Origin of the sequence: Microtetraspora sp. NBRC 13810 (genome assembly GCF_030268685.1) — a bacterium.
In the GTDB taxonomy this organism is placed as follows: domain Bacteria; phylum Actinomycetota; class Actinomycetes; order Streptosporangiales; family Streptosporangiaceae; genus BSRQ01.
The window spans coordinates 89,458-108,487 of the sequence record NZ_BSRQ01000009.1; the positions used below are offsets into that span (position 1 = coordinate 89,458).

Consider the following 19,030-nt stretch of genomic DNA (forward strand, 5'->3'; position numbering starts at 1 on the left):
GCCATTGGCACCACCTTTAGGCCCATTTAGGCTCATATATCACTACAGGCCACGGTACGGCTCGCGCCGATCAAGGCGACAGCCCTTCGCCACCACCACCTGCGAAGATCTTGCGCCCCCGGTCAGCACGGCAGAGCACCGGCGACGCCGTTTCCGCCACCATCCATATAGGCGGCCCCAAATGCCGGAACCGGGGCAGGACCCTCCGGCCCGCTTTCGGATGCGCTTCCGCCTCCCCCGGAGTAAGCGATGCCCGCAAGGGCCACGACGTCCGACGCGGTGACGTTCCGGAGGTCGCGGGCGGCCAGGCTGAGGCTGTAGCCGCCGCCCAGTCCCAGCCCGGCGGTCGGCGCGATGGACAGGCGCAGGTCCAGGTCGCCGGCCGGCTTGACGAAGCAGAGCTGGTCCGGCGGCAGCGTCAGGCCCTCGACGGCCCGCCAGCCGCGATCCCGTGCCGCCTCCTCGTAGAAGCTCCGGACGTCGGCCTGGTCCCCGGAGAAGCGGTAATCCTGGCGCACGTAGACGTAGACGCTCTCGGTGTCGCAACCGGCGAGCCGCCCGCCGTCCGCCGACGCGCCGTCCGGACGCGCGTCCAGGATGTCCAGCGACGCGAGCCCCGGGATCAGCCGCTCCAGGTCGGAGGGGCACCCCAGCGACCCGGCCGGCCCCGTCCCGTCTCCGCGCACCCAGGACACCACCACGGCGAGCCCACTCGTGCCGAGCAGTCCCACCAGGACCGCGAACGCCACAATCCGACGCGTCATGCTGGCGAGCCTATTGCCCGCACCCGCCCCCGCGGCGAAAACTCGCCCGCCGATCCCTATGACGCATATATCCACTGTGGAGATATAGTCGTGCCGTGACGCGAATGTCGGAAGCGACCTATTTCATCCTCACCGCGCTGCTGGACGGTCCCCTGCACGGCTACGGGATCATCCTGCGCACCGGTGAGCAGTCGGCCGGGCGGGTGCGCATCGCCGTCGCCACCCTGTACCGCACGCTCGACCGCCTGGAGGAGGGCGGCCTGGTCGTGGCGGACCGCGAGGAGATCGTCGAAGGGCGCACCCGGCGGTACTACCGGATCACCGACGACGGCATCGGCGCGCTCCGCGCGGAGGCTGCCCGCCTCCAGCAGGCCGTCGAGCTCGTCACCCGCCGGATCGCGGTGACGGGCGCGTGACCCGCCGGCGGGAAACCTGGTACCGGCGGCTGCTCCTGCTCTACCCCCGGGGGTTCCGGGACCGGCAGGGGGAGGAACTCGTCGGCACGCTGATGCTGGCCACGCACCGCTTCCCGATCCGGGAGACGGCCGCCCTGCTGACCGGCGCGTTCGCCGCGCACGCGACCGAGGCGCGAAGGACCCGGACGCCCTGGTGGGCCGACGGCCTCCATCTGGCCGTGCTCGCGCTCACGGTGACGGAACTCGCCGCGCAGGGCCCGCCGAGGTCTCAGTTCGGCACCGAGGGGGCGATCGTGCTGGTACTGCTGCTCCTGCGCGGATGGGTGTGGCCGGCCCTGCCCCTGGCGCTGTTCGTCTTCACCGCGGCCGGGACCTCGTCGATCCTGATCGGCGTCGTCCTCGCCTGCCTGGCCGTCCTGGCGCTATGGCCCGGCACCGGGCTGACCAGGCGATCCTGGGGGTGGTCGGCCATCCCGGCGTTCTTCTGGCTGCCCTCGGCCGGTGCGTTCGGGCTCTACGCCTTCCAGCCGTGGGCCCTGGTCAGCGTGGGGATCGACGCTCTGCTCGCCGGCGCGGCGCTGTGGGCGACGGTGGCGGCCAGGGACGCGCGGTGGGCGCTGGCGAGCGCGATCTACGTCGGCACCGGCCTGGCGACCTTCCAGTTAGAGGACAGGTGGGGCTATCTGCCCTGGCACAGCACCCGTGACTTCCTCTACTGGGGGCTGGTGACCCTGCTGGCCGCCGCCTCCGCCGTCGCGGCCCGCCGTACGGAGAAGGTGATCTGACGGCCGGGTGCCGGTGGCCGGTGTGGACTCGTGCGCGTGCTGCCGGGGGCGGGCCGGACTCACGCGGGGGCGAGGGACCGTACGCCTCAGGGCGCGGCGGCGCGCGGGCGGCCGGAGGCGAGCCCGGGAGGGGCCGCGGCCAGCGCCTTCTGGATCGCCTCGATCAGGGCCAGCGCGGACTCCTCGGTGAGCTCGACCGCCACCCGTGCCGAAGGGCCCTCGGCCGGGTTGGTGAAGTCGATGTTCACCGTGTGCTCGTGGCAGGCGTGGAAGGGGTGGTCCACGTAGACGGCGCCCTCGCTGACGGTGAACCAGCCGGAGCCGCCCTTGCCCGCGCCGTCCAGTTCGATCTTCTCGGTGAGATAGGTGCACATGGCGGCCTCCTGTCAGGCGCTGAGGTTGCGGCCGAAGAACGCGAAGACCTTCTGCCAGCCGTCCACCGCGGCGGCCGGGCGGTAGGCGGGCCGGTCCACGGAGAAGAACCCGTGCCCGGCGCCCGGGTAGCTGTGGAACTCGTGCTCCTTGCCCAGCTTCTCCAACTCGGCGGCGAGCGTGGCCACCTCCTCCGGCCCCGGGAAGGAGTCTTCCTCGCCGAAGAGCCCGAGCAGCGGGCAGGACAGGTCGGGAGCCCTGCCCAGCAGCGACTTCACCTTCATCGGGAACTCCGCCGGCGGGTCGTTCACCACGAACGCGCCGTAGCAGTCCACCGCCGCGTCGATCCGCAGCGAGGTGGCGGCGAGGAAGGCCTGCCGGCCGCCCGAGCAGTAGCCGATCACGCCGATCCTGCCGTTGGCGTGGTCCAGCGAGTTGAGATAGGCCGCCGCCTCGGCGACGTCGCCGACGAGCTGCCCGTCCGGGATGCCGCCCTTGGCCCGCGCCGCCGCGGCCTGGTCGTCCGGCGCGACGCCGGCGCCCTCGCGGGAGTAGAGGTTCGGGCAGATCGCCGCGTAACCGTGCGCCGCGAACTTGAGGACGATCTCCTTGGTGGCCTCGTCGTAGCCGGGCATGTGGTGGATCACCACGACGCCGCCGCGCGACCGGTCGCCGAGGGGCCGGGCGAGGTACGCCTCAAGCTCCGCCTGCTCGTGCCCGGTGATGGTGACGGTGCCGGCCCATATCGCGTCGTTCATAGGAATGCCTCCTGGTGCTCGCGTTCACACGGGGTCGCGACCACGGGTGCGCCAGAGGTCCGGCACAGGCTTCGGACGACCCCTGGGCGTCTCGACAGGATCACGCACCCCAAACCACTACACACGCGAACTTAACAGCTCAGCCTGACCACTTCGTGAGGCACCCGCTCCACCGGCCGGATCGCCGGCTTGGGGCACTCCACCATCCTGGTGCCAAGCGGAACGAACTGCCTAACATACGGCGTAGTGCCGGGTGTGGTGCCTGGCGCCCTCTTCGACAGGAGTGTCACGTGAGCGCGCTCGACTCGCCGATCCCCCGGTTCCACCTGGCCGTGCCGGTCGACGACCTGGCGGCGGCCGGCCGTTTCTACGGCGAGGTCCTGGGCTGCGAGCAGGGTCGTAGCGCGGACACCTGGACCGACTGGAACCTGCGCGGCCACCAGTTCGTCACCCATCTCGCCCCCGGCCGCGGCCAGGCGGCCCGCAACGCGGTCGACGGCCACGACGTCCCCGTCCCGCACTTCGGCCTGATCCTCACCGTCCCCCAGTTCCACGAACTGGCCGACCGCCTCCGCGCCGCGAACACCGCCTTCGTCATCGAGCCCTACCTGCGCTTCGAAGGCCAGCCCGGCGAACAGTGGACGATGTTCCTCCTCGACCCGGCCGGCAACGCCCTGGAGTTCAAGGCGTTCGCCGACGACTCCCAGATCTTCGCCGTCTGATCGGCCCCTCGCCCCAGGGCTGCAGGCGGCGGGGGGCAGGCGCGGGCTTCGCGGAGTGCGCGAACGGCCCGGCCGAACCACGCCACAGCGATGACGCCATGACCTGATCTCCCACCCGACACTTCCCCCGAGTCCGGACGAGGCGCCCGCAGGCACCCGCCGAGCCACCCCCTTTTGTGCTGATATATCCCCCACTAAGGTGACCACAGCGCAATGGGCAATATGGGAGGAAGCGTGCCGGTCTTTCTCGCTCGCCTGCTGGCCCGGTTCGCGCGGCTGGGGGCGTGGTGGACGCCGGTGCTCGTCTTCAGCCTGGTGTTCTTCACGAGCTGGCCGCTGATGGCGATCGCCGAACCCCCGGGAAGCGCGATCGCGGAGCCGGCCACCTACTGGTGGTACTTCGTGGTCACCGCCTCGACCGTGGGCTACGGGGACGTGTATCCCGAGTCGTTCGGCGGCCACCTCGTCGGCGTCTACGTCATCGTCGGCGGCATCGCCACCCTGACGACGGTGTTCACCAGACTGTCCACGGCGTTGGAACGGGCGAAGGGGCGAAGGATGCAGGGTTCCGTCACCGTGGACTACTCCGGCCACATCGTGCTGCTCGGCTACACGCCGGGGCGTACCGAGCAGATGGTGGACGAGCTGGGCGCCGACGGGAGCCGGGTCGTGCTCTGCGCCTGGGACGACGCCGGCACGCATCCGCTGCCCGACCGCGACGTCGCCTACGTGCGCGGCGACCTGACCGACGACGGCGTGCTGCGCCGGGCCGGCGTGCAGCGCGCGCACAGCGTGCTGGTCGACGCCCGCGACGACAACGAGGCGCTGGCGGTCGCGGTCACCGCCGTGCACGTCGCCGACGGCGCCCACCTCGTCGTCGCCCTGCGCGACCTCGGCAGGGTACGGCACCTGCGGTACGTCGACGAGCGCGTGCGCTGCGTCCAGTGGCACAACCCACACATGATCACCGAGGAGCTGAAGGACCCCGGGATCACCGAGATCTACACCCAGCTGATGACCCACGGCGGCGGCGCGGACACGTACTCGGTGCGGTTGCCGGAGTCCCTGGGCCCGGTGCTGGTGGACCGCTGCCAGACCTCGCTGGGCCGCCGGTACGGCGCCACGATGCTCGCCGCCCGCGCCGACGACACCCTCCTGGTCAACCCGGGCTGGCAGACCCGGCTCCCGGCGGGAGCCGTACTGTATTACGTCGGCCCGCGCCGCCTCGCCCCCGACGAGATCGCCAGTGCACTGCGCGAGGCCGGTCCCGGGTCGTGACCCGCGCCGGCGGCGGCGTCGTAGCCGGCACGGGCCGCGGTGATGGCGGCCTCATGGCCGACCGCCCAGTCGGCGACCGCCGACAACGGGACGAGCAGCGTCGCCCCCAGCTCCGTCAGGGCGTACTCGACCGACGGCGGCACCGTCGGGTGGACCGTGCGCGCCACCAGGCCGTCACGCTCCAGGCCGCGCAGCGTACGGGTGAGCATCCGCTGGCTGATCCCCTCGACCATGCGCCGCAACTCGTTGAACCGGCGCGGCCCCCGGCCGAGCAGCACCACGATCAGCACACTCCACTTGTCCCCCACCCGCCGCAGCACGTCGGTGACCACGCAGGCCGCGTGCTCCTCGGCCGGCACCGGCCACGGCAGGTCGTGCGCCAGCATGCTGGGCACATCGGTGTGCGTACCGGACATCGAACTGCCTCCTTACGCGACTCTCCGCAATGTATCGATGATGGCGTCACGCGATTCGGCAACGGGAGGACGCGTGACCAAGACCATCGTCATAGCGGGCGCCACCGGGGGCATGGGCAGATCCCTGGCCCTGGACCGCCTGCGCAGAGGGGACACCGTCCTGGCCGTCGGCAGCGGCCCCGGCGACCACCTGCGCACGGCGGCGCTCGGGATACCGCATGGGGAAGAACGGCTGCGCTTCCTGCGCGCCGACCTCAGCTCGATCGCGGAGAACCGGCGGGTGATCGAGCACGTGACCGTCCACCACCCCGTGATCGACGCCCTCGTCCTGACCGCCAACCGCCCGCACCTCCGCCGCCGGGAGACGCCGGACGGCCTGGAGTACACCTTCGCCCTCTACTACCTGAGCCGCTACCTCCTCGGCCACGGCCTGCGCGAGGCGCTGGAGGCGAGCCCAGCCCCTGTCATCCTCAACGTCGCCGGAGCCGGGAACACCGCGGGTTCGATCAGCTGGGACGATCCGCAACTGGAACGCCGGTACAGCATGCTGCGCGCCCAACTCCAGGCCGGCCGCGCCAACGACCTGCTCGGCGTCTCCTTCGCCGCCCAGGCCGGCGACAGGATCAGATACGTGCTGTACCACCCCGGCTTCACCGACAGCGGCAGCCTCGCGGCTCTCCCCCAGCCCCTGAGAACCCTGCTCACCGTCTACGCGAGGTTCGCCGCCCGCTCCCTCGACCAGGTGATCCCCCCGATGAGCGACCTCCTCGACCACCCCCCACCGGCCCCCCTCACCGCCATAGACCGAGGCACCCCCGTCCCCCTCACCCTGAGAACCTTCACCCCCGCCACCGCCCACCGCCTGACCACCCTCACCGAAAAACTCCTCACCACACAGAAGTGAATGACCACCGGCGACGAACCGGCCTCATCGTGCTCTTCGGTGGGCGGGCCGTGCCGGACGGGGGTGGTAGCGGTTAGCCTCGCAGGGTGAAAGGCACCTCGCGCTCTCGCCGTACCCCGCCGCGTGGCGACGGCCCCTGTCCGTGCGGTCTGTCCGCCTCCTACGGTCAGTGCTGCGGCCGGTTCCACGCCGGGCAGGCCGCGCCGACGGCGGAGGCGCTCATGCGCTCGCGCTTCTCCGCGTTCGCCGTCGAGGACGAGGCTTACCTGCTGCGCACCTGGCATCCCAGCACCCGGCCGCCCCGCGTCGACTTCGACCGGGACATGCGCTGGAGCACCCTGGAGATCGAGAACGTCACGGACGGCACCCCCTTCCACACCGCCGGCACCGTCACCTTCCGCGCCCACTACACCCACCGCGGCCGCCCCGGCCAACTCCGCGAGCAGAGCCGCTTCGCCCGCCACGAGGGCGCCTGGACCTACCTCGACGGCGACACCTCCGGCTGAACCGGCGGCCGGATGCCACGACCCGGACCGGCCCCGGCACGCTTCCGGTGTGCCCCGGATCAGGAGCGCAGGAGCGGAACCTGACGAAAGTCAGGGGTGGACCGTGCCCTTCGGGCCCTGTGCCACCAGAACGTGATCCCTGGCGTGGCCGCCGCCGACGAGACGACGGGAGTGCGCCGGTCCGGCTCATCGTCGACCTGGTGCCGGCCGGGCTCACCTTGCTGAGCGTGCTCCTCGGCATCCGTAACCTGCGCCGCACCCGGGACTGGGCGGCGCGGGCCGCCACCCGGCCGTCGTGGCGGCTCGTCCCGCGCCTGGCGCCCCGGCTCGTCCCCCTCGTCCTGCTGATCGGCCTGCCCGGCCTGATCGGCCGGCTCGTCGGCGGCGGGCGGGACCTGACCTTCTTCCAGCTGTGCCACTACTCGGCGCCACTGGTCATCTGGGCGGCGGTCGCGGCCACGATGAACGCCGGCGTGCTGGCCGCCCGTCAAGGGCTACGTCAGCGCCATCTTCATCCGCCTCGACCTGCGCAACCGCGTCCAGGCGGCCATCCTCGCCCACGAAACGGGCCTCATCCCGCAGTGACGCCCATACCCCCGCGAGCGGACAGGCGCCCGCAGTACCGCCGAACGGCTGGTGCCGCCCGGGGGAGATAGGACAGATTGGTAACCATGGAACGCCAGTTCATCAGCCACCTCGCCCACCGGGACCATCCCATCGCCGCGCCGGTCTCCGGCGCCCACGTGACCCGGCTGCTGCGCCGGGCCCGGCTGCCCGAAGGGGCGAGGATCCTGGATCTCGGCTGCGGTGAGGCGGCCTGGACACTGCGCGCCCTGGCGCTCTACGAGGACGCGACCGCCGACGGCGTCGACATCTCCCCCGTCGCGCTCAAGGCCGCCGAGGAGAACGCGGACATCCAGGGCGTCTGGGAGCGCATCCGGCTGCACGAGAAGCCGGCCGCCGACTTCCCCGCGGTCGAGCGGTACGACCTGGTGATCTGCGTCGGGGCGACGCACGCGTTCGGCGGACTCGGCCCCACCCTCGACCACGTACGGCGCTACCTGCGGCCGAACGGGCTGGCGCTCGTCGGCGAGGGATTCTGGGAGCGCGAGCCGACACCGGAGGCGCTCACCCGGCTGGACGCCAAGCCGTCTGACCTCCTCGACCTACCCGGTACGGTCGCCGCCGCCGAGTCCACCGGTTTCCACACGGTCTACGCCTACACCAGCGACCTGTCCGAATGGGATGACTACGAGTGGTCCTGGACGGGGACACTCCTCCGCTGGGCCAACGAGAACCCCGGCCCGGACGCCGACAAGGCCCGCGCAGCCGCCCTCGAACACCGCGACATGTGGCTGCACGGCTACCGCCGGACCCTCGGCTTCGTCACCCTCCTGCTCCAGCGAACGGGCTGACCGCCGCGATCCCAACATGCCGCGCCTGTCGGGATCTCGGGAAGCGTGGTGTCCGCGCCAGCGGGCGTGGCTCAGCCTGGCCGTCATGAGCGCGTAGGCGGGTTGGCTTGTGGTGACACCTGTCGCCGAAGAAGGTTTGCGATCAGGTCACGAAAGCGGCCAAGTGGCCTCACGTTGACTAGCCTCACCGGCATGCCCCTTGCCTCGATTCCGAGCCCTCCCGAAGGGGTGTGGTTTCTCGGATTCATCCCGATCCGGGCCTACGCATTGTGCTTCCTCGTCGCGATCGCCTTCGGCATCTGGCTCGGCGAGCGCCGCTGGCGTGCCCGCGGCGGCGAGAAGGGCACGATCAGCGACATCGCGATCCCCGGAGTGGTCTTCGGTCTGATCGGCGCCCGCCTCTACCACGTCATCACCGACTGGCAGACCTACTTCGGCCCGCGCGCGATCAAGGAGCCCTACCAGGCGCTGTTCATCTGGGAAGGCGGGCTGAGCATCTGGGGCGCGGTCGCCCTGGGCGGCGTGGGCGTGTGGCTGGCCTGCCGCCGCCGCGGGCTGCCTCTGGGCGCCGTGGCCGACGCGATCGCGCCCGGCATCGCGTTCGGGCAGGCGATCGCCCGCTGGGGCAACTGGTTCAACCAGGAGCTGTACGGCAGTCCGACCACGTTGCCGTGGGGCCTGGAGATCGACCAGGCGCACGGCGGCGAGCCAGGCGTGCTCTACCACCCGACGTTCCTGTACGAGTCACTGTGGAACACGGCACTCGGTTTCGCACTGATCCTGGCCGGCAGGCGGTTCACCCTGCGCCACGGCCGCCTGTTCGCCCTCTACGTCGCCGGCTACACGTTCGGGCGGTTCTGGATCGAGGGCCTGCGGATCGACCCGGTGGGCGGAGTGGACTACGCGGTGACGCTCCTGGGACTGCGGATCAACCAGTGGACCTCGATCGTGCTGTTCGCCGGCGCACTGGCCTACCTCTGGCTGACACGCAACAAGGACACCGAACACCTCGCGGCCCCGCCCTCACCCCCCAAGACCCCACACGAGAAGAACGACGCCCAGCCCCCCGACCCCGTCGAACGCACCTGACGCGACCAACCCCGACCAGGTGCTGTCAGGGCAGGGGCAGGCGCTCCGTTCGGGTTCTTGAACGAATACTGCTGGGTGGTAGTGCTCTGTTTCACGCAGCGATAGTCGCCTACTCCGTGTCCTTGGGGTGTCGAGGCGATGCGTAGATCACCCAGACGGTATGAGTGGTGTCATCGATGACATAACGCACGCGCCCACCGCTGGTGACCTCGAACTCCCACTGCTCCAAGTCCTTGCCGTTGTGACGATGAGTCGCAAGGTCGCCACGTAGACGATGCTGCCGATCGTGGCTGGAGCCCGTACGGGGGTCGACCCGCAGCATCTCGAAGCATCGACGCGTATTGGCCAGGGCATGTCGGCACAGCTCTTCCCAGCCCCGGACCGCGTCGCTGGTACCGAACCGGACGTCCCACTCGTCGTCCGGAGGCGGCACTGTAACCCGATCTCCGCGCTTTGGGCTCATGCCGAAACCTGCACCGGCCCGAAGTCACCGCTCGTGGGCTTGCGAGCCTCGGCGTAGTGCGCAGGGTCTGCCTTGATTCTGGCAGTGGCCCGCCAGCCCGCGATGACCTCTTGACTGGTGGCATCGACGTCGAGCTCGGCCGCGTCGGAGAGCGCCTCGACCAGTTCCAGTGTGAACGCACGCAACTCGGCCGAAGACAGATGGCGAACCCAGGGGAAGACCTCCGGCATGGCGATGACCAGCGCACGCGCGGTGGGGTCGTGCTTGATCAACGCAAGGAACAATCGGGACGCGGTGGCCAGCGTCCGTTCGCGCTCCTCTTCGCGGTCAGCCGCGGTCAAGTAGAAATCTGGAGCATCTCGATGTGTGACACGCACCCGTCCAAGGCGCGCCGCGCGCTCGGCGACCGCTCGCGGGTTTCTCGACAAATCAGAAAAGGTCACTGCGTCGGCATGGCTAGCGCTCATCGCATCAGTGTACGTCAGAACACGTTCTGATGTGGGTGGTCGATCCATGACGGTAGAGCGTGTCCACACCTCCCGGATCTTGTTCCTGCGACAGTAAGATCGCCTTAGGAACTCAGCCACCCACAGGCGCAATGCCCGCCGGGCAGGAGACCCCGGTACCGCCCATCGTGCATTACCAGGTGGCCCTGGCCCTCAAAGCCCGACGATCTTGACGGTTTTCCCACAGAGCTTGCTCATGTCGTCTTCGTCGGAGGTGAGGATGAGAACCGGCTTCACCGCACGGAGCGCCGTAGCGGCCACGACAGCATCGATGGCGTACTTATGGCCGTGAAGCCGGCTGCCACGCAGCAACTCGATCGCACGCGAACAGATCTCCTCGGTCACCGGCTCGATCCTCAGCCGCGACAGGTACCACTTGAGGCGATCACTTTTCACTCGCACGTCTTGAGCCTCGATCGGCGTCATCGCGCTGACGACGACCCGGAAGTCGTTGTCCTGCGCCTCCCGTACGATCGCGGTCACCCGCTGGTCGGCCTCACACCACTTGACGAGCCCGTCGCAGTCCAAGACGACGGTGCCCGCGCTCAGCTTGCTTCGTGCGCGCGCCACCCGTCCTCCTCCACGAGCTCGGGCGCGGACTTCACACTGCGGAACAGCTCAGCCGCCTCATCGCGAAACGCCTGCGGGATCGGCCCCGAGGCCGCCTCGTTCGCCTGCAGCGCCTCCTCCAGCAGATCACGCTCGATCTGACGTTCCACCGCCGCATCCACGTACGCGGAGAATCCGCGCGCTCCAACACGTTCCCTGACCGCCCGGATGTTCCCCGAGCGCAGGGAGACGCTCACCTTGGCCGCCGGGCCATCCCCCGGTCCGAAGTCCCGCTCAGGCATGCTCATACAACTAGTTTACTACTTGAAGTAGCAATCCGTCGTGAGGTTGAGCCTACTCCCTTGCGGTCGTTAGCCCGGTCGGACAGGACCACTCGGACGGGTCACCTAGCTTGACGCTGGTGCCGCCCAACCCGCAGTAGCCGTTCTTATTGCGCCAAAGGTACTGCTGGTGATACTCCTCGGCGTAGTAGAACGCGGGGGCCGGGGCTATCTCGGTGGTGATGGCGTGGTGGCCGGCCTGGGTGAGGGCCTGTTGGTAGGTGTCGCGGGAGGTCAGGGCGGACTTTTCCTGGGCGGGGCTGTGGTGGTAGATGGCCGAGCGGTACTGCGTGCCGATGTCGTTGCCCTGGCGCATGCCCTGGGTGGGGTCGTGGGCCTCCCAGAAGACGCGCAGGAGCTCCTCGTAGGAGACCTTGGCGGGGTCGAAGACGACCCGGACGACCTCGGTGTGGGCGGTGCGGCCGGTGCAGACCTCTTCGTAGGTGGGGTTGGGGGTGTGGCCGCCCTGGTAGCCGACGGCGGTGGTGAGCACGCCCTCGGTCTGCCAGAACTTGCGCTCGGCGCCCCAGAAGCAGCCCAGGCCGAAGTCGGCGATCTCGGCGCCCGCGGGGTGCGGCGGGGCGAGCGGGGCGTCCAGGACCGCGTGACGCGGGGGCACCGGTATGGGGGTTGAGCGGCCGGGGAGCGCGTCCTCAGCCGTGACCAGGGTTGTCTTGTTCCTGCCGAACAGCCAGCCCATGAGGCACCTCCATCGGGGGGGTTTTGCCTTCGGCAACCGCCTGGCGGCGGGGATTGTTCCCGAATAAGCATCACTACATAGTGCGACAAAGAACTGCTTATTTGTGCTGAACCCAGTAAGCACCGAAAATGGGGGACATGCCTGATGAACGCCGCGGCCTCCTGTACGGTGTCGCCGCCTATGCCATGTGGGGCCTCTTCCCCCTCTACTGGCCGCTCCTCGAACCGGCGGGACCGGTGGAGATCCTCGCCCATCGCATGGTCTGGTCCCTGGTGGCCGTGCTCGGCATCCTCGCGGTCCGGCGGCACTGGTCCTGGTTCGCACCTCTTGTCCGGCAGCCGAAGAAGGTCGCCCTGCTGGCGCTGGCCGCCCTGATCATCTCGGTCAACTGGGGCGTCTACATCTACGCGGTGAACACCGGGCACGTCGTCGAGAGCGCCCTCGGCTACTTCATCAGCCCGCTGGTCAGCGTGCTGTTCGGGGTGGTGCTGCTGCGCGAGCGGCTGCGCCGTACGCAGTGGGTGGCGGTCGGGCTCGGCACGATCGCGATGGTCGTGCTGGCCGTCGACTACGGCAGGCCGCCGTGGATCGCGCTGGTCCTCGCCGCGAGCTTCGGCACCTACGGCCTGATCAAGAAGATCGCGAACGTGGGGGCGGCGGAGAGCCTCACCGTCGAGACGCTGGCGTTTCTGGTGCCCGCCCTGGCGTACCTGTTCGTCCTGCAGGGCAGCGGTCAGGGGACCTTCGGCGGGCACGGGGTGGGGCACGCGGCGCTGCTCGCCCTCTCCGGGGTGATCACCGCGGTGCCGCTGCTCTTCTTCACCGCGGCGGCGATCCGGGTGCCGCTCACGGTGATCGGGCTGCTCCAGTACATCGCGCCGGTGCTGCAGTTCCTCGTCGGCGTGCTGATCATTCGCGAGACGATGCCGCCCAGCAGGTGGGCGGGTTTCGCCATCGTGTGGATAGCCCTCGCCATCTTCACCTGGGACAGTCTGCGCAACGCCCGCGCGACCCGGCGGTCCCCGGTGCCCCCCGTGCGTCAGCCGGAGCGGGCGACCACGTAGTCGCAGAGCGCCAGGAAGGCCGATCGGGCGGGGATGTCGGGGAGACCCGCCAGGTCGTGCCGCGCCCGGTCGGTCCAGCGCATGAGCTCTTCCCTGGCCTGCTTCATGGCAGGGTGGGCCCGCAGCAGGTGGAGCGCCTCCGCCAGGTCCTCCTCCGCCACCGGGCCCGCGAGCAGTTCCCGCAGCCGCTCGTCCTGCGGCGCGGAGGACGCCAGCACGTGCAGGACCGGCAGGGTGCGCACGCCCTCGCGCAGGTCGGTGCCCGGCGTCTTGCCGCTCTCCCCCGACGACGACGCGACGTCCAGCAGGTCGTCACCGAGCTGCCAGGCGATGCCGATGGCCTCGCACGCCCGGGACACCCGGTCCACCACGTCGGTGGGCGCACCCGCCAGCAGGGAGCCGAAGCGGCCGGAGGTGGCGATGAGCGAGCCGGTCTTGTCCGCGAGCACCTGGAGATAGTGCGTGATCGCGTCCTCGCCCTGGCGGGGGCCGATCGTCTCCCTGATCTGCCCGCGGACCAGGCTGGAGAAGGTCTGCGCCTGGATCCGGATGACCTCGGCGCCGAGGTCGGCGAGGATCTCGGACGCCTGGGCGAAGAGGTAGTCGCCGGTGAGGATCGCGACGGTGTTGTCCCACCGGGCGTTGGCCGACGGCGAGCCGCGGCGGACCCGGGCGTCGTCCATGACGTCGTCGTGGTAGAGGGTCGCCAGGTGGGTCAACTCGATCACGACCGCGCCGGGCACCACGCCCGGCGCGTCCGCGTCCCCGAACTGCGCCGCCAGCAGCACCAGCATCGCGCGGAACCGCTTGCCGCCGGCCTCGATCAGATGACGTGAGGCCTCCGTGATGAAGGAGTCCTCACTCTCCACGGAAGAGCGGAGGAGCTTCTCGACAGAGGCCAGTCCCGCGGTCACGTCTTCGGTCAGCCGCTCGTCGACGAAGGGCAGATCAACAACGGGCGGCGCAGCCATACGAACCCCTTAACGAATGAACAACGTAGAAGCGGCCTGGTCGGCCAGGCGGAGCACGGGCTCCGGAAACACCCCCAGCACCACCGTAGCCGCTGCCGCGACGGTGACCACGGCCGCGGTACCCATACTGGGAACCGCGATCGTCGGGCCGTCGGCGGCGGGCTCGCTGAAGAACATCAGCACGATCACGCGCACATAGAAGAACGCCGCGACCGCAGAGCTCACCACGCCGACGATGACCAGCGGGAGTGCCCCGCCGGTGGCCGCCGCCGCAAAGACAGCATATTTCCCGAAAAATCCGGACGTGAGGGGGATCCCGGCGAACGCAAGCAGGAAGAAGGCGAACACCCCGGCCAGCGCCGGCGCCCGCTTGCCGAGACCGGCCCACCGCGACAGGTGCCCCGCCTCACCGCCGGCGTCGCGCACCACCGTGACCACCGCGAAGGCGCCCACCGTCGTGATGCCGTAGACCAGCAGGTAGAACAGGATGCCGGAGAGCGCGTCGGCGTTCTGCCTGGCGTCGCCGGTCGCGATGACGCCGACGAGCAGGAAGCCCGCGTGCGCGATCGAGGAGTAGGCGAGCATCCGCTTGATGTCGGTCTGGGTGATCGCCAGGATCGCGCCCAGCACCATGGTGAGAATCGCCACACCCCACATGACCGGGCGCCAGTCCCAGTCGAGGTTGCCCAGCGCCACCCAGAAGACCCGCAGCAACGCGCCGAACGCGGCGACCAGGGTGCCCGAGGCCATCAACGCGGTGATCGGGGTCGGCGCGCCCTGGTAGACATCCGGCTTCCACGCCTGGAACGGCGCGGCGCCGATCTTGAAGAGCAGGCCGACGCCGAGCAGGGCCGTGCCGATCAGCAGCAGCGGGTCCTGCCCGCTGACCGTGCCGAGCGCCCGGCTGATCCCGGCGAGGTCCACCGTGCCGGCGAAGCCGTAGATCAGCGCCATGCCGTACAGGAAGAAGCCGGAGGAGAACGCGCCGAGCAGGAAGTACTTCACCGACGCCTCCTGGGAGAGGAGGCGGCGACGGCGGGCCAGGCCGCACAGCAGGTACAGCGGCAGCGACATGACCTCAAGGGCCACGAACATCATGAGCAGGTCGTTGGACGCCGCGAAGAGCAGCATGCCGCCGACCGCGAACAGCACGAGCGGGTAGACCTCGGTGTGCGCCGCGCCCTCGGCGAGCGCGTCGTCCTCCTCGGCGGAGCCCGGTACGGCTGCCGCCTGCGGGACGAAGTGGTCGTCATCGGTGATCAGCAGCACGCTCACGGCGGCGAGGATCAGGATGACGCCCCAGATGAACAGCGACGGGCCGTCCACCGCGACGGCGCCCATCGCGGCGGGCGCGGTCGGCACGCCGCTCACGAACACCTGCACCAGGATCAGCGCGAACGCCCCGAGCAGCGACACGAACGTCAGCGGAACCTGGAACGACTTGCGCAGGTAACGCGGCGCGAACGCCTCGATCAGCACACCCACGACCGCCGCGCCGAACACGAGCAGCAGCGGCGCGAGCTGCCCGTACTCGATCGTCGGCGCTTGGAAGGTGTTGTTCACTGGCCGGCCCCCTTCTGGTCGGCGACGGGATGGGCCGGCGCGAACGCGGGCACCGAGACGTTCGCCAGGGTGGTTCCCACTGCCGGGTTGATCACGTCAAGCAGTGGCTTTGGATAGAAACCGAGGCCGATGATCAGCGCGATCAGCGGGACGATCACCAGCTTCTCCCGGCCGTTCAGGTCCTTCATGCCGGACACCGACTCGGCCGTGGGCCCGGTCGCGACCCGCTTGTACATCCACAGGATGTAGATGGCGGCGAGCACCACGCCGGTGGCGCCGATGATCGCGGGAATCTCGAAGCCGAAGTTCTCCACCGGGCTGGAGAACGTGCCGACCAGCACCATGAACTCGCTGACGAAGGACGACAGACCGGGCAGCGAGAGGCCGGACAGGCCGGCGATGAGGAAGGTGCCCGCGAGCAGCGGGGCGACGTTCCGCACGCCTCCGTAGTCGGCGATGTAGCTGGAGCCCCTGCGGTAGATCAGGAACCCGGCGATCAGGAACAGCGCTCCGGTGGAGAACCCGTGGTTGACCATGTAGAGCGTCGCGCCGGCCGCGGAGTTGGCGGTCATCGCGAAGACGCCCAGGGCGATGAAGCCGAAGTGCGAGATCGACGTGTAGGCGATGAGCCGCTTCATGTCGGTCTGCCCGATGGCCACGATCGCGCCGTAGACGATGCCGATCACGGAGAGCACCACGACCAGCGGGATGAAGAACTTCGACGCGTCGGGGAAGAGCTCCAGGCAGAAGCGCAGCATGCCGTACGTGCCGACCTTGTCCAGCACGCCGACCAGCAGCACCGCGGCGCCGGCGGGCGCCTGCGCGGCGGCGTCGGGCAGCCAGGTGTGGAACGGCCACAGCGGAGCCTTGATCGCGAAGGCGATGAAGAATCCGGCGAACAGCCACTTCTGCGTGGTCGGGTCCTGGATGGCCCCGATGAGCTCGGGGAACAGGAAGGTGCTCTTACCCGCGATCGAGTAGAGCGCGATCACGGCGACCAGCATGAGGAGGCCGCCGAACAGCGAGTAGAGCAGGAACTTCACCGCGGCGTAGGACCGCTGCGCGCCGCCGTACGACCCGATCATGAAGTACATCGGGATCAGCATGGCCTCGAAGAACACGTAGAACAGGAAGATGTCGGTCGCCGCGAAGACGCCGATCATCATGGCTTCGAGGACCAGCAGCAGCGAGAAGTACGTCTTCACCGAGCGCTTGGGCGGGTTGTCCGCGCCGGTGCCGTCGGCGTCGTGCCAGGAGGCCAGGATCACGATCGGCACCAGGACGGCGGAGAGCGCGATCAGCACCAGCGCGATGCCGTCGACCGCGACGGCGTAGTGCACCCCGAAACTGGGGATCCAGTCGTAGGTCTCCTGGAACGCCCACCGCCCGTTGCCCGGCGCGAACTGCACCGCCATGACGAGGGTCAGCACCAGGACGACCAGGGAGACGCCCAGCGCGAGCTGCTTCGCGGCCTTGTCACTGCCCTTCGGCAGCAGGGCCACGGCCACCGCGCCCAGGACGGGCACGGCGATCAGTATGGAGAGCCAGGGCATCACAGGTTCCCTACAAGGAGCAGAGCGCCCGCCACCACGGCAGCGCCGAAGAGCATGGACAACGCGTAGCTTCTTGCGAAGCCGGTCTGGATCCGGCGGAGCCGTCCAGAGCTGCCCCCGATCCCCGCCGCCAGGCCGTTGACCAGGCCGTCCACACCCCGGTTGTCGAAGAACACCGCGAGGCGGGTCAGCCACTGGCCGGGACGCATGAACAGCGACTCGTTGAGCGCGTCGCCGTACAGGTCACGACGGGCGAACGTGGTGAGGAAGGAGCCGCGCGGGGCGACCGCGGGCACCTCGGACCTGCCGTACTTCGTCCACGCGTAACCCGCGCCGATCGCCACCAGGACGAGCGTGGTGATGCCGGGGACGCTGAACGGGTGGAAGCCGAGGGGCTCCTCGGGGGCGCCGACCGCCGGGCTGAGGAAGGTCATGAACCGGTTGCCCACGATCAGGAAGGCGCCGCCGAAGACGGAGCCGATCGACAGCAGGATCAGCGGCCAGGTCATCACGGCGGGCGACTCGTGCGGGTGGGCGTCCTCGGCCCACCGGCGCTTGCCGTGGAAGGTCATGAAGAAGACCCGCGACATGTAGAAGCCGGTGAGGCCGGCGCCGATGACGGCGAGCCAGCCCAGGATCGGGCTGTGCTCCATCGCGGCCTCGATGATGCCGTCCTTGGTCCAGTAACCGGACAGCAGCGGGAAGCCGATGATGGCGAGGTAACCGAGGCCGAAGGTGGCCCAGGTGACCTTCATGACCGAGGCGAGGCCGCCGTACTTGCGCATGTCGACCTCGTCGTTCATGGCGTGCATGACCGAGCCGGCGCCGAGGAACATCGAGGCCTTGAAGAAGCCGTGCGTGATCAGGTGCGCGATGGCGAAGGCGTACCCGATCGGGCCGAGGCCCGCGGCCAGCACCATGTAGCCGATCTGCGACATCGTCGAACCGGCGAGCGCCTTCTTGATGTCGTCCTTGGCGGTGCCGATGATCGCACCGGCGAGCAGCGTGGCCACGCCGACGATCGTGACGACGAGCTGGGCGGTCGGGGCGGCCTGGAAGAAGGCGCCGGACCGGACGATCAGGTAGACGCCCGCGGTGACCATCGTGGCCGCGTGGATGAGGGCGGAGACCGGGGTCGGGCCCTCCATCGCGTCCAGGAGCCAGGACTGCAGCGGGAGCTGGGCCGACTTGCCGCAGGCGCCGAGGAGGAGCAGCAGGCCGATCGCGGTGGCCGGGACGTTCGCGTCGCCGGCGGCGCCGAGCACGGGGCCGTAGGCGAAGGACCCGAAGGTGGTCCAGATCAGGAACATCGCCACCAGGAGCCCGAAGTCACCGACCCGGTTGACGATGAACGCCTTCTGCGCCGCGGTGGCCGCGGAGGGCTTGTGCTGCCAGAAGCCGATCAGCAGGTAGGAGGCGAGACCCACGCCCTCCCAGCCGATGAACATCCCGACGTAGTTGTCGGCGAGCACCAGCAGCAGCATGGCCGCGACGAAGAGGTTCAGGTAGGCGAAGAACCTGCGCCTGCCCGGGTCGTGCGACATGTAGCCGATCGAGTAGATGTGGATCAGCGAGCCCACACCGGTGATCAGCAGGACGAACGAGATCGACAGCGGGTCGACCAGGAGTCCCATGTTGACCATGCCGGGGATGAACTCGAACAGCTCCACGACCCGCCGGCGCTGCTCCTCCCCCAGGCCGAGCAGTTCGACGAAGGTGAGCACACCCACGACGAAGGACGCGAGGGACATCGCCACGCCGAGGAAGTGGCCCCAGCGGTCGGTGCGGCGTCCGCCCAGCAGGAGGATCGCGGCGCCCAGCAACGGGAGCGCGATCATCAGCCAGGAGACGCCGATCACACCTCCCGAATGCGGGAAAATCTCAGCGGGTTCCAC

Annotated in this window: 21 protein-coding genes and 1 pseudogene; 10 read left to right on the forward strand and 12 right to left on the reverse strand. The window is 69.5% G+C overall.

The genetic code is table 11. The annotated features are described in order from the left end of the window. Positions 1 to 122: 122 nt before the first annotated feature. Complete coding sequence (locus QSK26_RS19430; protein ID WP_285776595.1) at positions 123 to 764, reverse strand: hypothetical protein; 642 nt, start codon at positions 762 to 764, stop codon at positions 123 to 125. A gap of 104 nt (positions 765 to 868) precedes the next feature. Here QSK26_RS19430 and QSK26_RS19435 point away from each other — a divergent pair, with 104 nt between their 5' ends. Next, a complete protein-coding gene (locus QSK26_RS19435; protein WP_285776842.1) occupies positions 869 to 1,180 on the forward strand; it encodes a PadR family transcriptional regulator in 312 nt (103 codons plus the stop codon). Next, positions 1,177 to 1,965 (forward strand): hypothetical protein, encoded by a 789-nt coding sequence (locus tag QSK26_RS19440; protein ID WP_285776596.1) that lies wholly within the window; start codon positions 1,177 to 1,179, stop codon positions 1,963 to 1,965. Before QSK26_RS19435 ends, QSK26_RS19440 begins: the two co-directional genes overlap by 4 nt. Positions 1,966 to 2,051: 86 nt before the next feature. Here QSK26_RS19440 and QSK26_RS19445 read toward each other — a convergent pair whose 3' ends face one another. Both QSK26_RS19445 and QSK26_RS19450 read right to left on the reverse strand, forming a co-directional pair. Next, the gene (locus QSK26_RS19445; protein ID WP_285776597.1) at positions 2,052 to 2,339 is read right to left on the reverse strand and encodes a DUF6295 family protein; all 288 of its coding nucleotides are present in this window, start codon (positions 2,337 to 2,339) and stop codon (positions 2,052 to 2,054) included. A gap of 12 nt (positions 2,340 to 2,351) precedes the next feature. Then, positions 2,352 to 3,095, reverse strand: a complete 744-nt coding sequence (locus QSK26_RS19450) for a dienelactone hydrolase family protein (protein WP_285776598.1) — start codon at positions 3,093 to 3,095, stop codon at positions 2,352 to 2,354. Positions 3,096 to 3,385: 290 nt separating this feature from the next. Between QSK26_RS19450 and QSK26_RS19455 the strand changes: the two genes are divergently transcribed. Continuing rightward, positions 3,386 to 3,817 (forward strand): VOC family protein, encoded by a 432-nt coding sequence (locus tag QSK26_RS19455; protein ID WP_285776599.1) that lies wholly within the window; start codon positions 3,386 to 3,388, stop codon positions 3,815 to 3,817. Between the two features lie 234 nt (positions 3,818 to 4,051). Beyond that, positions 4,052 to 5,095: an ion channel gene (locus QSK26_RS19460; RefSeq protein WP_285776600.1), complete on the forward strand. Its 1,044-nt coding sequence runs from the start codon at positions 4,052 to 4,054 to the stop codon at positions 5,093 to 5,095. On the opposite strand, the gene QSK26_RS19465 is transcribed toward QSK26_RS19460, so the two are convergent. Continuing rightward, positions 5,023 to 5,511, reverse strand: coding sequence for a winged helix-turn-helix transcriptional regulator (locus QSK26_RS19465; RefSeq protein ID WP_285776601.1), 489 nt, complete (start codon positions 5,509 to 5,511; stop codon positions 5,023 to 5,025). The two genes, QSK26_RS19460 and QSK26_RS19465, sit on opposite strands and share 73 nt — an antisense overlap. A gap of 73 nt (positions 5,512 to 5,584) precedes the next feature. Here QSK26_RS19465 and QSK26_RS19470 point away from each other — a divergent pair, with 73 nt between their 5' ends. The 5 genes and pseudogenes from QSK26_RS19470 to lgt all read left to right on the forward strand — a co-directional run bounded on the left by QSK26_RS19470 (position 5,585) and on the right by lgt (position 9,425). Continuing rightward, a complete protein-coding gene (locus QSK26_RS19470; protein ID WP_285776602.1) occupies positions 5,585 to 6,415 on the forward strand; it encodes an SDR family NAD(P)-dependent oxidoreductase in 831 nt (276 codons plus the stop codon). Between the two features lie 86 nt (positions 6,416 to 6,501). Next, entirely contained in the window at positions 6,502 to 6,921 is a 420-nt protein-coding gene (locus QSK26_RS19475; protein WP_285776603.1) for a YchJ family protein, read from the forward strand. Between the two features lie 486 nt (positions 6,922 to 7,407). Continuing rightward, positions 7,408 to 7,506: pseudogene (locus tag QSK26_RS19480) on the forward strand (DNA-binding response regulator); the annotation flags it as partial. An 86-nt stretch (positions 7,507 to 7,592) separates the two neighbouring features. Then, entirely contained in the window at positions 7,593 to 8,336 is a 744-nt protein-coding gene (locus QSK26_RS19485; protein ID WP_285776604.1) for an SAM-dependent methyltransferase, read from the forward strand. A gap of 192 nt (positions 8,337 to 8,528) precedes the next feature. Next, positions 8,529 to 9,425 (forward strand): prolipoprotein diacylglyceryl transferase, encoded by an 897-nt coding sequence (gene lgt / locus QSK26_RS19490; protein WP_285776605.1) that lies wholly within the window; start codon positions 8,529 to 8,531, stop codon positions 9,423 to 9,425. Between the two features lie 459 nt (positions 9,426 to 9,884). Here lgt and QSK26_RS19495 read toward each other — a convergent pair whose 3' ends face one another. The 4 genes from QSK26_RS19495 to msrA all read right to left on the reverse strand — a co-directional run bounded on the left by QSK26_RS19495 (position 9,885) and on the right by msrA (position 11,984). Beyond that, on the reverse strand, positions 9,885 to 10,355 hold the full coding sequence (locus QSK26_RS19495) for a hypothetical protein (RefSeq protein ID WP_285776606.1): 471 nt from the start codon (positions 10,353 to 10,355) through the stop codon (positions 9,885 to 9,887). A gap of 192 nt (positions 10,356 to 10,547) precedes the next feature. After that, positions 10,548 to 10,964, reverse strand: coding sequence for a type II toxin-antitoxin system VapC family toxin (locus tag QSK26_RS19500; RefSeq protein WP_285776607.1), 417 nt, complete (start codon positions 10,962 to 10,964; stop codon positions 10,548 to 10,550). Next, on the reverse strand, positions 10,940 to 11,251 hold the full coding sequence (locus tag QSK26_RS19505) for a hypothetical protein (protein ID WP_285776608.1): 312 nt from the start codon (positions 11,249 to 11,251) through the stop codon (positions 10,940 to 10,942). Before QSK26_RS19505 ends, QSK26_RS19500 begins: the two co-directional genes overlap by 25 nt. A gap of 46 nt (positions 11,252 to 11,297) precedes the next feature. Next, a complete protein-coding gene (msrA, locus tag QSK26_RS19510) occupies positions 11,298 to 11,984 on the reverse strand; it encodes a peptide-methionine (S)-S-oxide reductase MsrA (protein WP_285776609.1) in 687 nt (228 codons plus the stop codon). Positions 11,985 to 12,121: 137 nt separating this feature from the next. Here msrA and rarD point away from each other — a divergent pair, with 137 nt between their 5' ends. After that, on the forward strand, positions 12,122 to 13,048 hold the full coding sequence (gene rarD, locus QSK26_RS19515; protein ID WP_285776610.1) for an EamA family transporter RarD: 927 nt from the start codon (positions 12,122 to 12,124) through the stop codon (positions 13,046 to 13,048). Here the strand turns inward: rarD and QSK26_RS19520 are convergent. Genes QSK26_RS19520 through nuoL form a run of 4 tightly spaced genes read right to left on the reverse strand, consistent with a single transcriptional unit; the run spans position 13,024 to position 18,973 of the window. Further along, positions 13,024 to 14,019, reverse strand: coding sequence for a polyprenyl synthetase family protein (locus QSK26_RS19520; protein ID WP_285776611.1), 996 nt, complete (start codon positions 14,017 to 14,019; stop codon positions 13,024 to 13,026). The genes rarD and QSK26_RS19520 overlap by 25 nt on opposite strands. Positions 14,020 to 14,028: 9 nt before the next feature. Next, complete coding sequence (nuoN, locus tag QSK26_RS19525) at positions 14,029 to 15,582, reverse strand: NADH-quinone oxidoreductase subunit NuoN (protein ID WP_285776612.1); 1,554 nt, start codon at positions 15,580 to 15,582, stop codon at positions 14,029 to 14,031. Next, positions 15,579 to 17,135, reverse strand: a complete 1,557-nt coding sequence (locus QSK26_RS19530; protein WP_285776613.1) for an NADH-quinone oxidoreductase subunit M — start codon at positions 17,133 to 17,135, stop codon at positions 15,579 to 15,581. The genes nuoN and QSK26_RS19530 overlap by 4 nt, the downstream gene beginning before the upstream one ends. After that, positions 17,135 to 18,973: an NADH-quinone oxidoreductase subunit L gene (nuoL, locus tag QSK26_RS19535; RefSeq protein WP_285776843.1), complete on the reverse strand. Its 1,839-nt coding sequence runs from the start codon at positions 18,971 to 18,973 to the stop codon at positions 17,135 to 17,137. Before nuoL ends, QSK26_RS19530 begins: the two co-directional genes overlap by 1 nt. Positions 18,974 to 19,030 lie beyond the last annotated feature (57 nt).

Bases quoted from the DNA above. Each gene is read 5' to 3' on its own strand.
- QSK26_RS19430 (WP_285776595.1), bottom strand. From the start codon at position 764: ATGACGCGTCGGATTGTGGCGTTCGCGGTCCTGGTGGGACTGCTCGGC.
- QSK26_RS19435 (WP_285776842.1), top strand. From the start codon at position 869: ATGTCGGAAGCGACCTATTTCATCCTCACCGCGCTGCTGGACGGTCCC.
- QSK26_RS19445 (WP_285776597.1), bottom strand. From the start codon at position 2,339: ATGTGCACCTATCTCACCGAGAAGATCGAACTGGACGGCGCGGGCAAG.
- QSK26_RS19450 (WP_285776598.1), bottom strand. From the start codon at position 3,095: ATGAACGACGCGATATGGGCCGGCACCGTCACCATCACCGGGCACGAG.
- QSK26_RS19465 (WP_285776601.1), bottom strand. From the start codon at position 5,511: ATGTCCGGTACGCACACCGATGTGCCCAGCATGCTGGCGCACGACCTG.
- QSK26_RS19485 (WP_285776604.1), top strand. From the start codon at position 7,593: ATGGAACGCCAGTTCATCAGCCACCTCGCCCACCGGGACCATCCCATC.
- lgt (WP_285776605.1), top strand. From the start codon at position 8,529: ATGCCCCTTGCCTCGATTCCGAGCCCTCCCGAAGGGGTGTGGTTTCTC.
- QSK26_RS19495 (WP_285776606.1), bottom strand. From the start codon at position 10,355: ATGAGCGCTAGCCATGCCGACGCAGTGACCTTTTCTGATTTGTCGAGA.
- QSK26_RS19505 (WP_285776608.1), bottom strand. From the start codon at position 11,251: ATGAGCATGCCTGAGCGGGACTTCGGACCGGGGGATGGCCCGGCGGCC.
- msrA (WP_285776609.1), bottom strand. From the start codon at position 11,984: ATGGGCTGGCTGTTCGGCAGGAACAAGACAACCCTGGTCACGGCTGAG.
- rarD (WP_285776610.1), top strand. From the start codon at position 12,122: ATGCCTGATGAACGCCGCGGCCTCCTGTACGGTGTCGCCGCCTATGCC.
- QSK26_RS19520 (WP_285776611.1), bottom strand. From the start codon at position 14,019: ATGGCTGCGCCGCCCGTTGTTGATCTGCCCTTCGTCGACGAGCGGCTG.
- QSK26_RS19530 (WP_285776613.1), bottom strand. From the start codon at position 17,135: ATGCCCTGGCTCTCCATACTGATCGCCGTGCCCGTCCTGGGCGCGGTG.
- nuoL (WP_285776843.1), bottom strand. From the start codon at position 18,973: ATGATCGCGCTCCCGTTGCTGGGCGCCGCGATCCTCCTGCTGGGCGGA.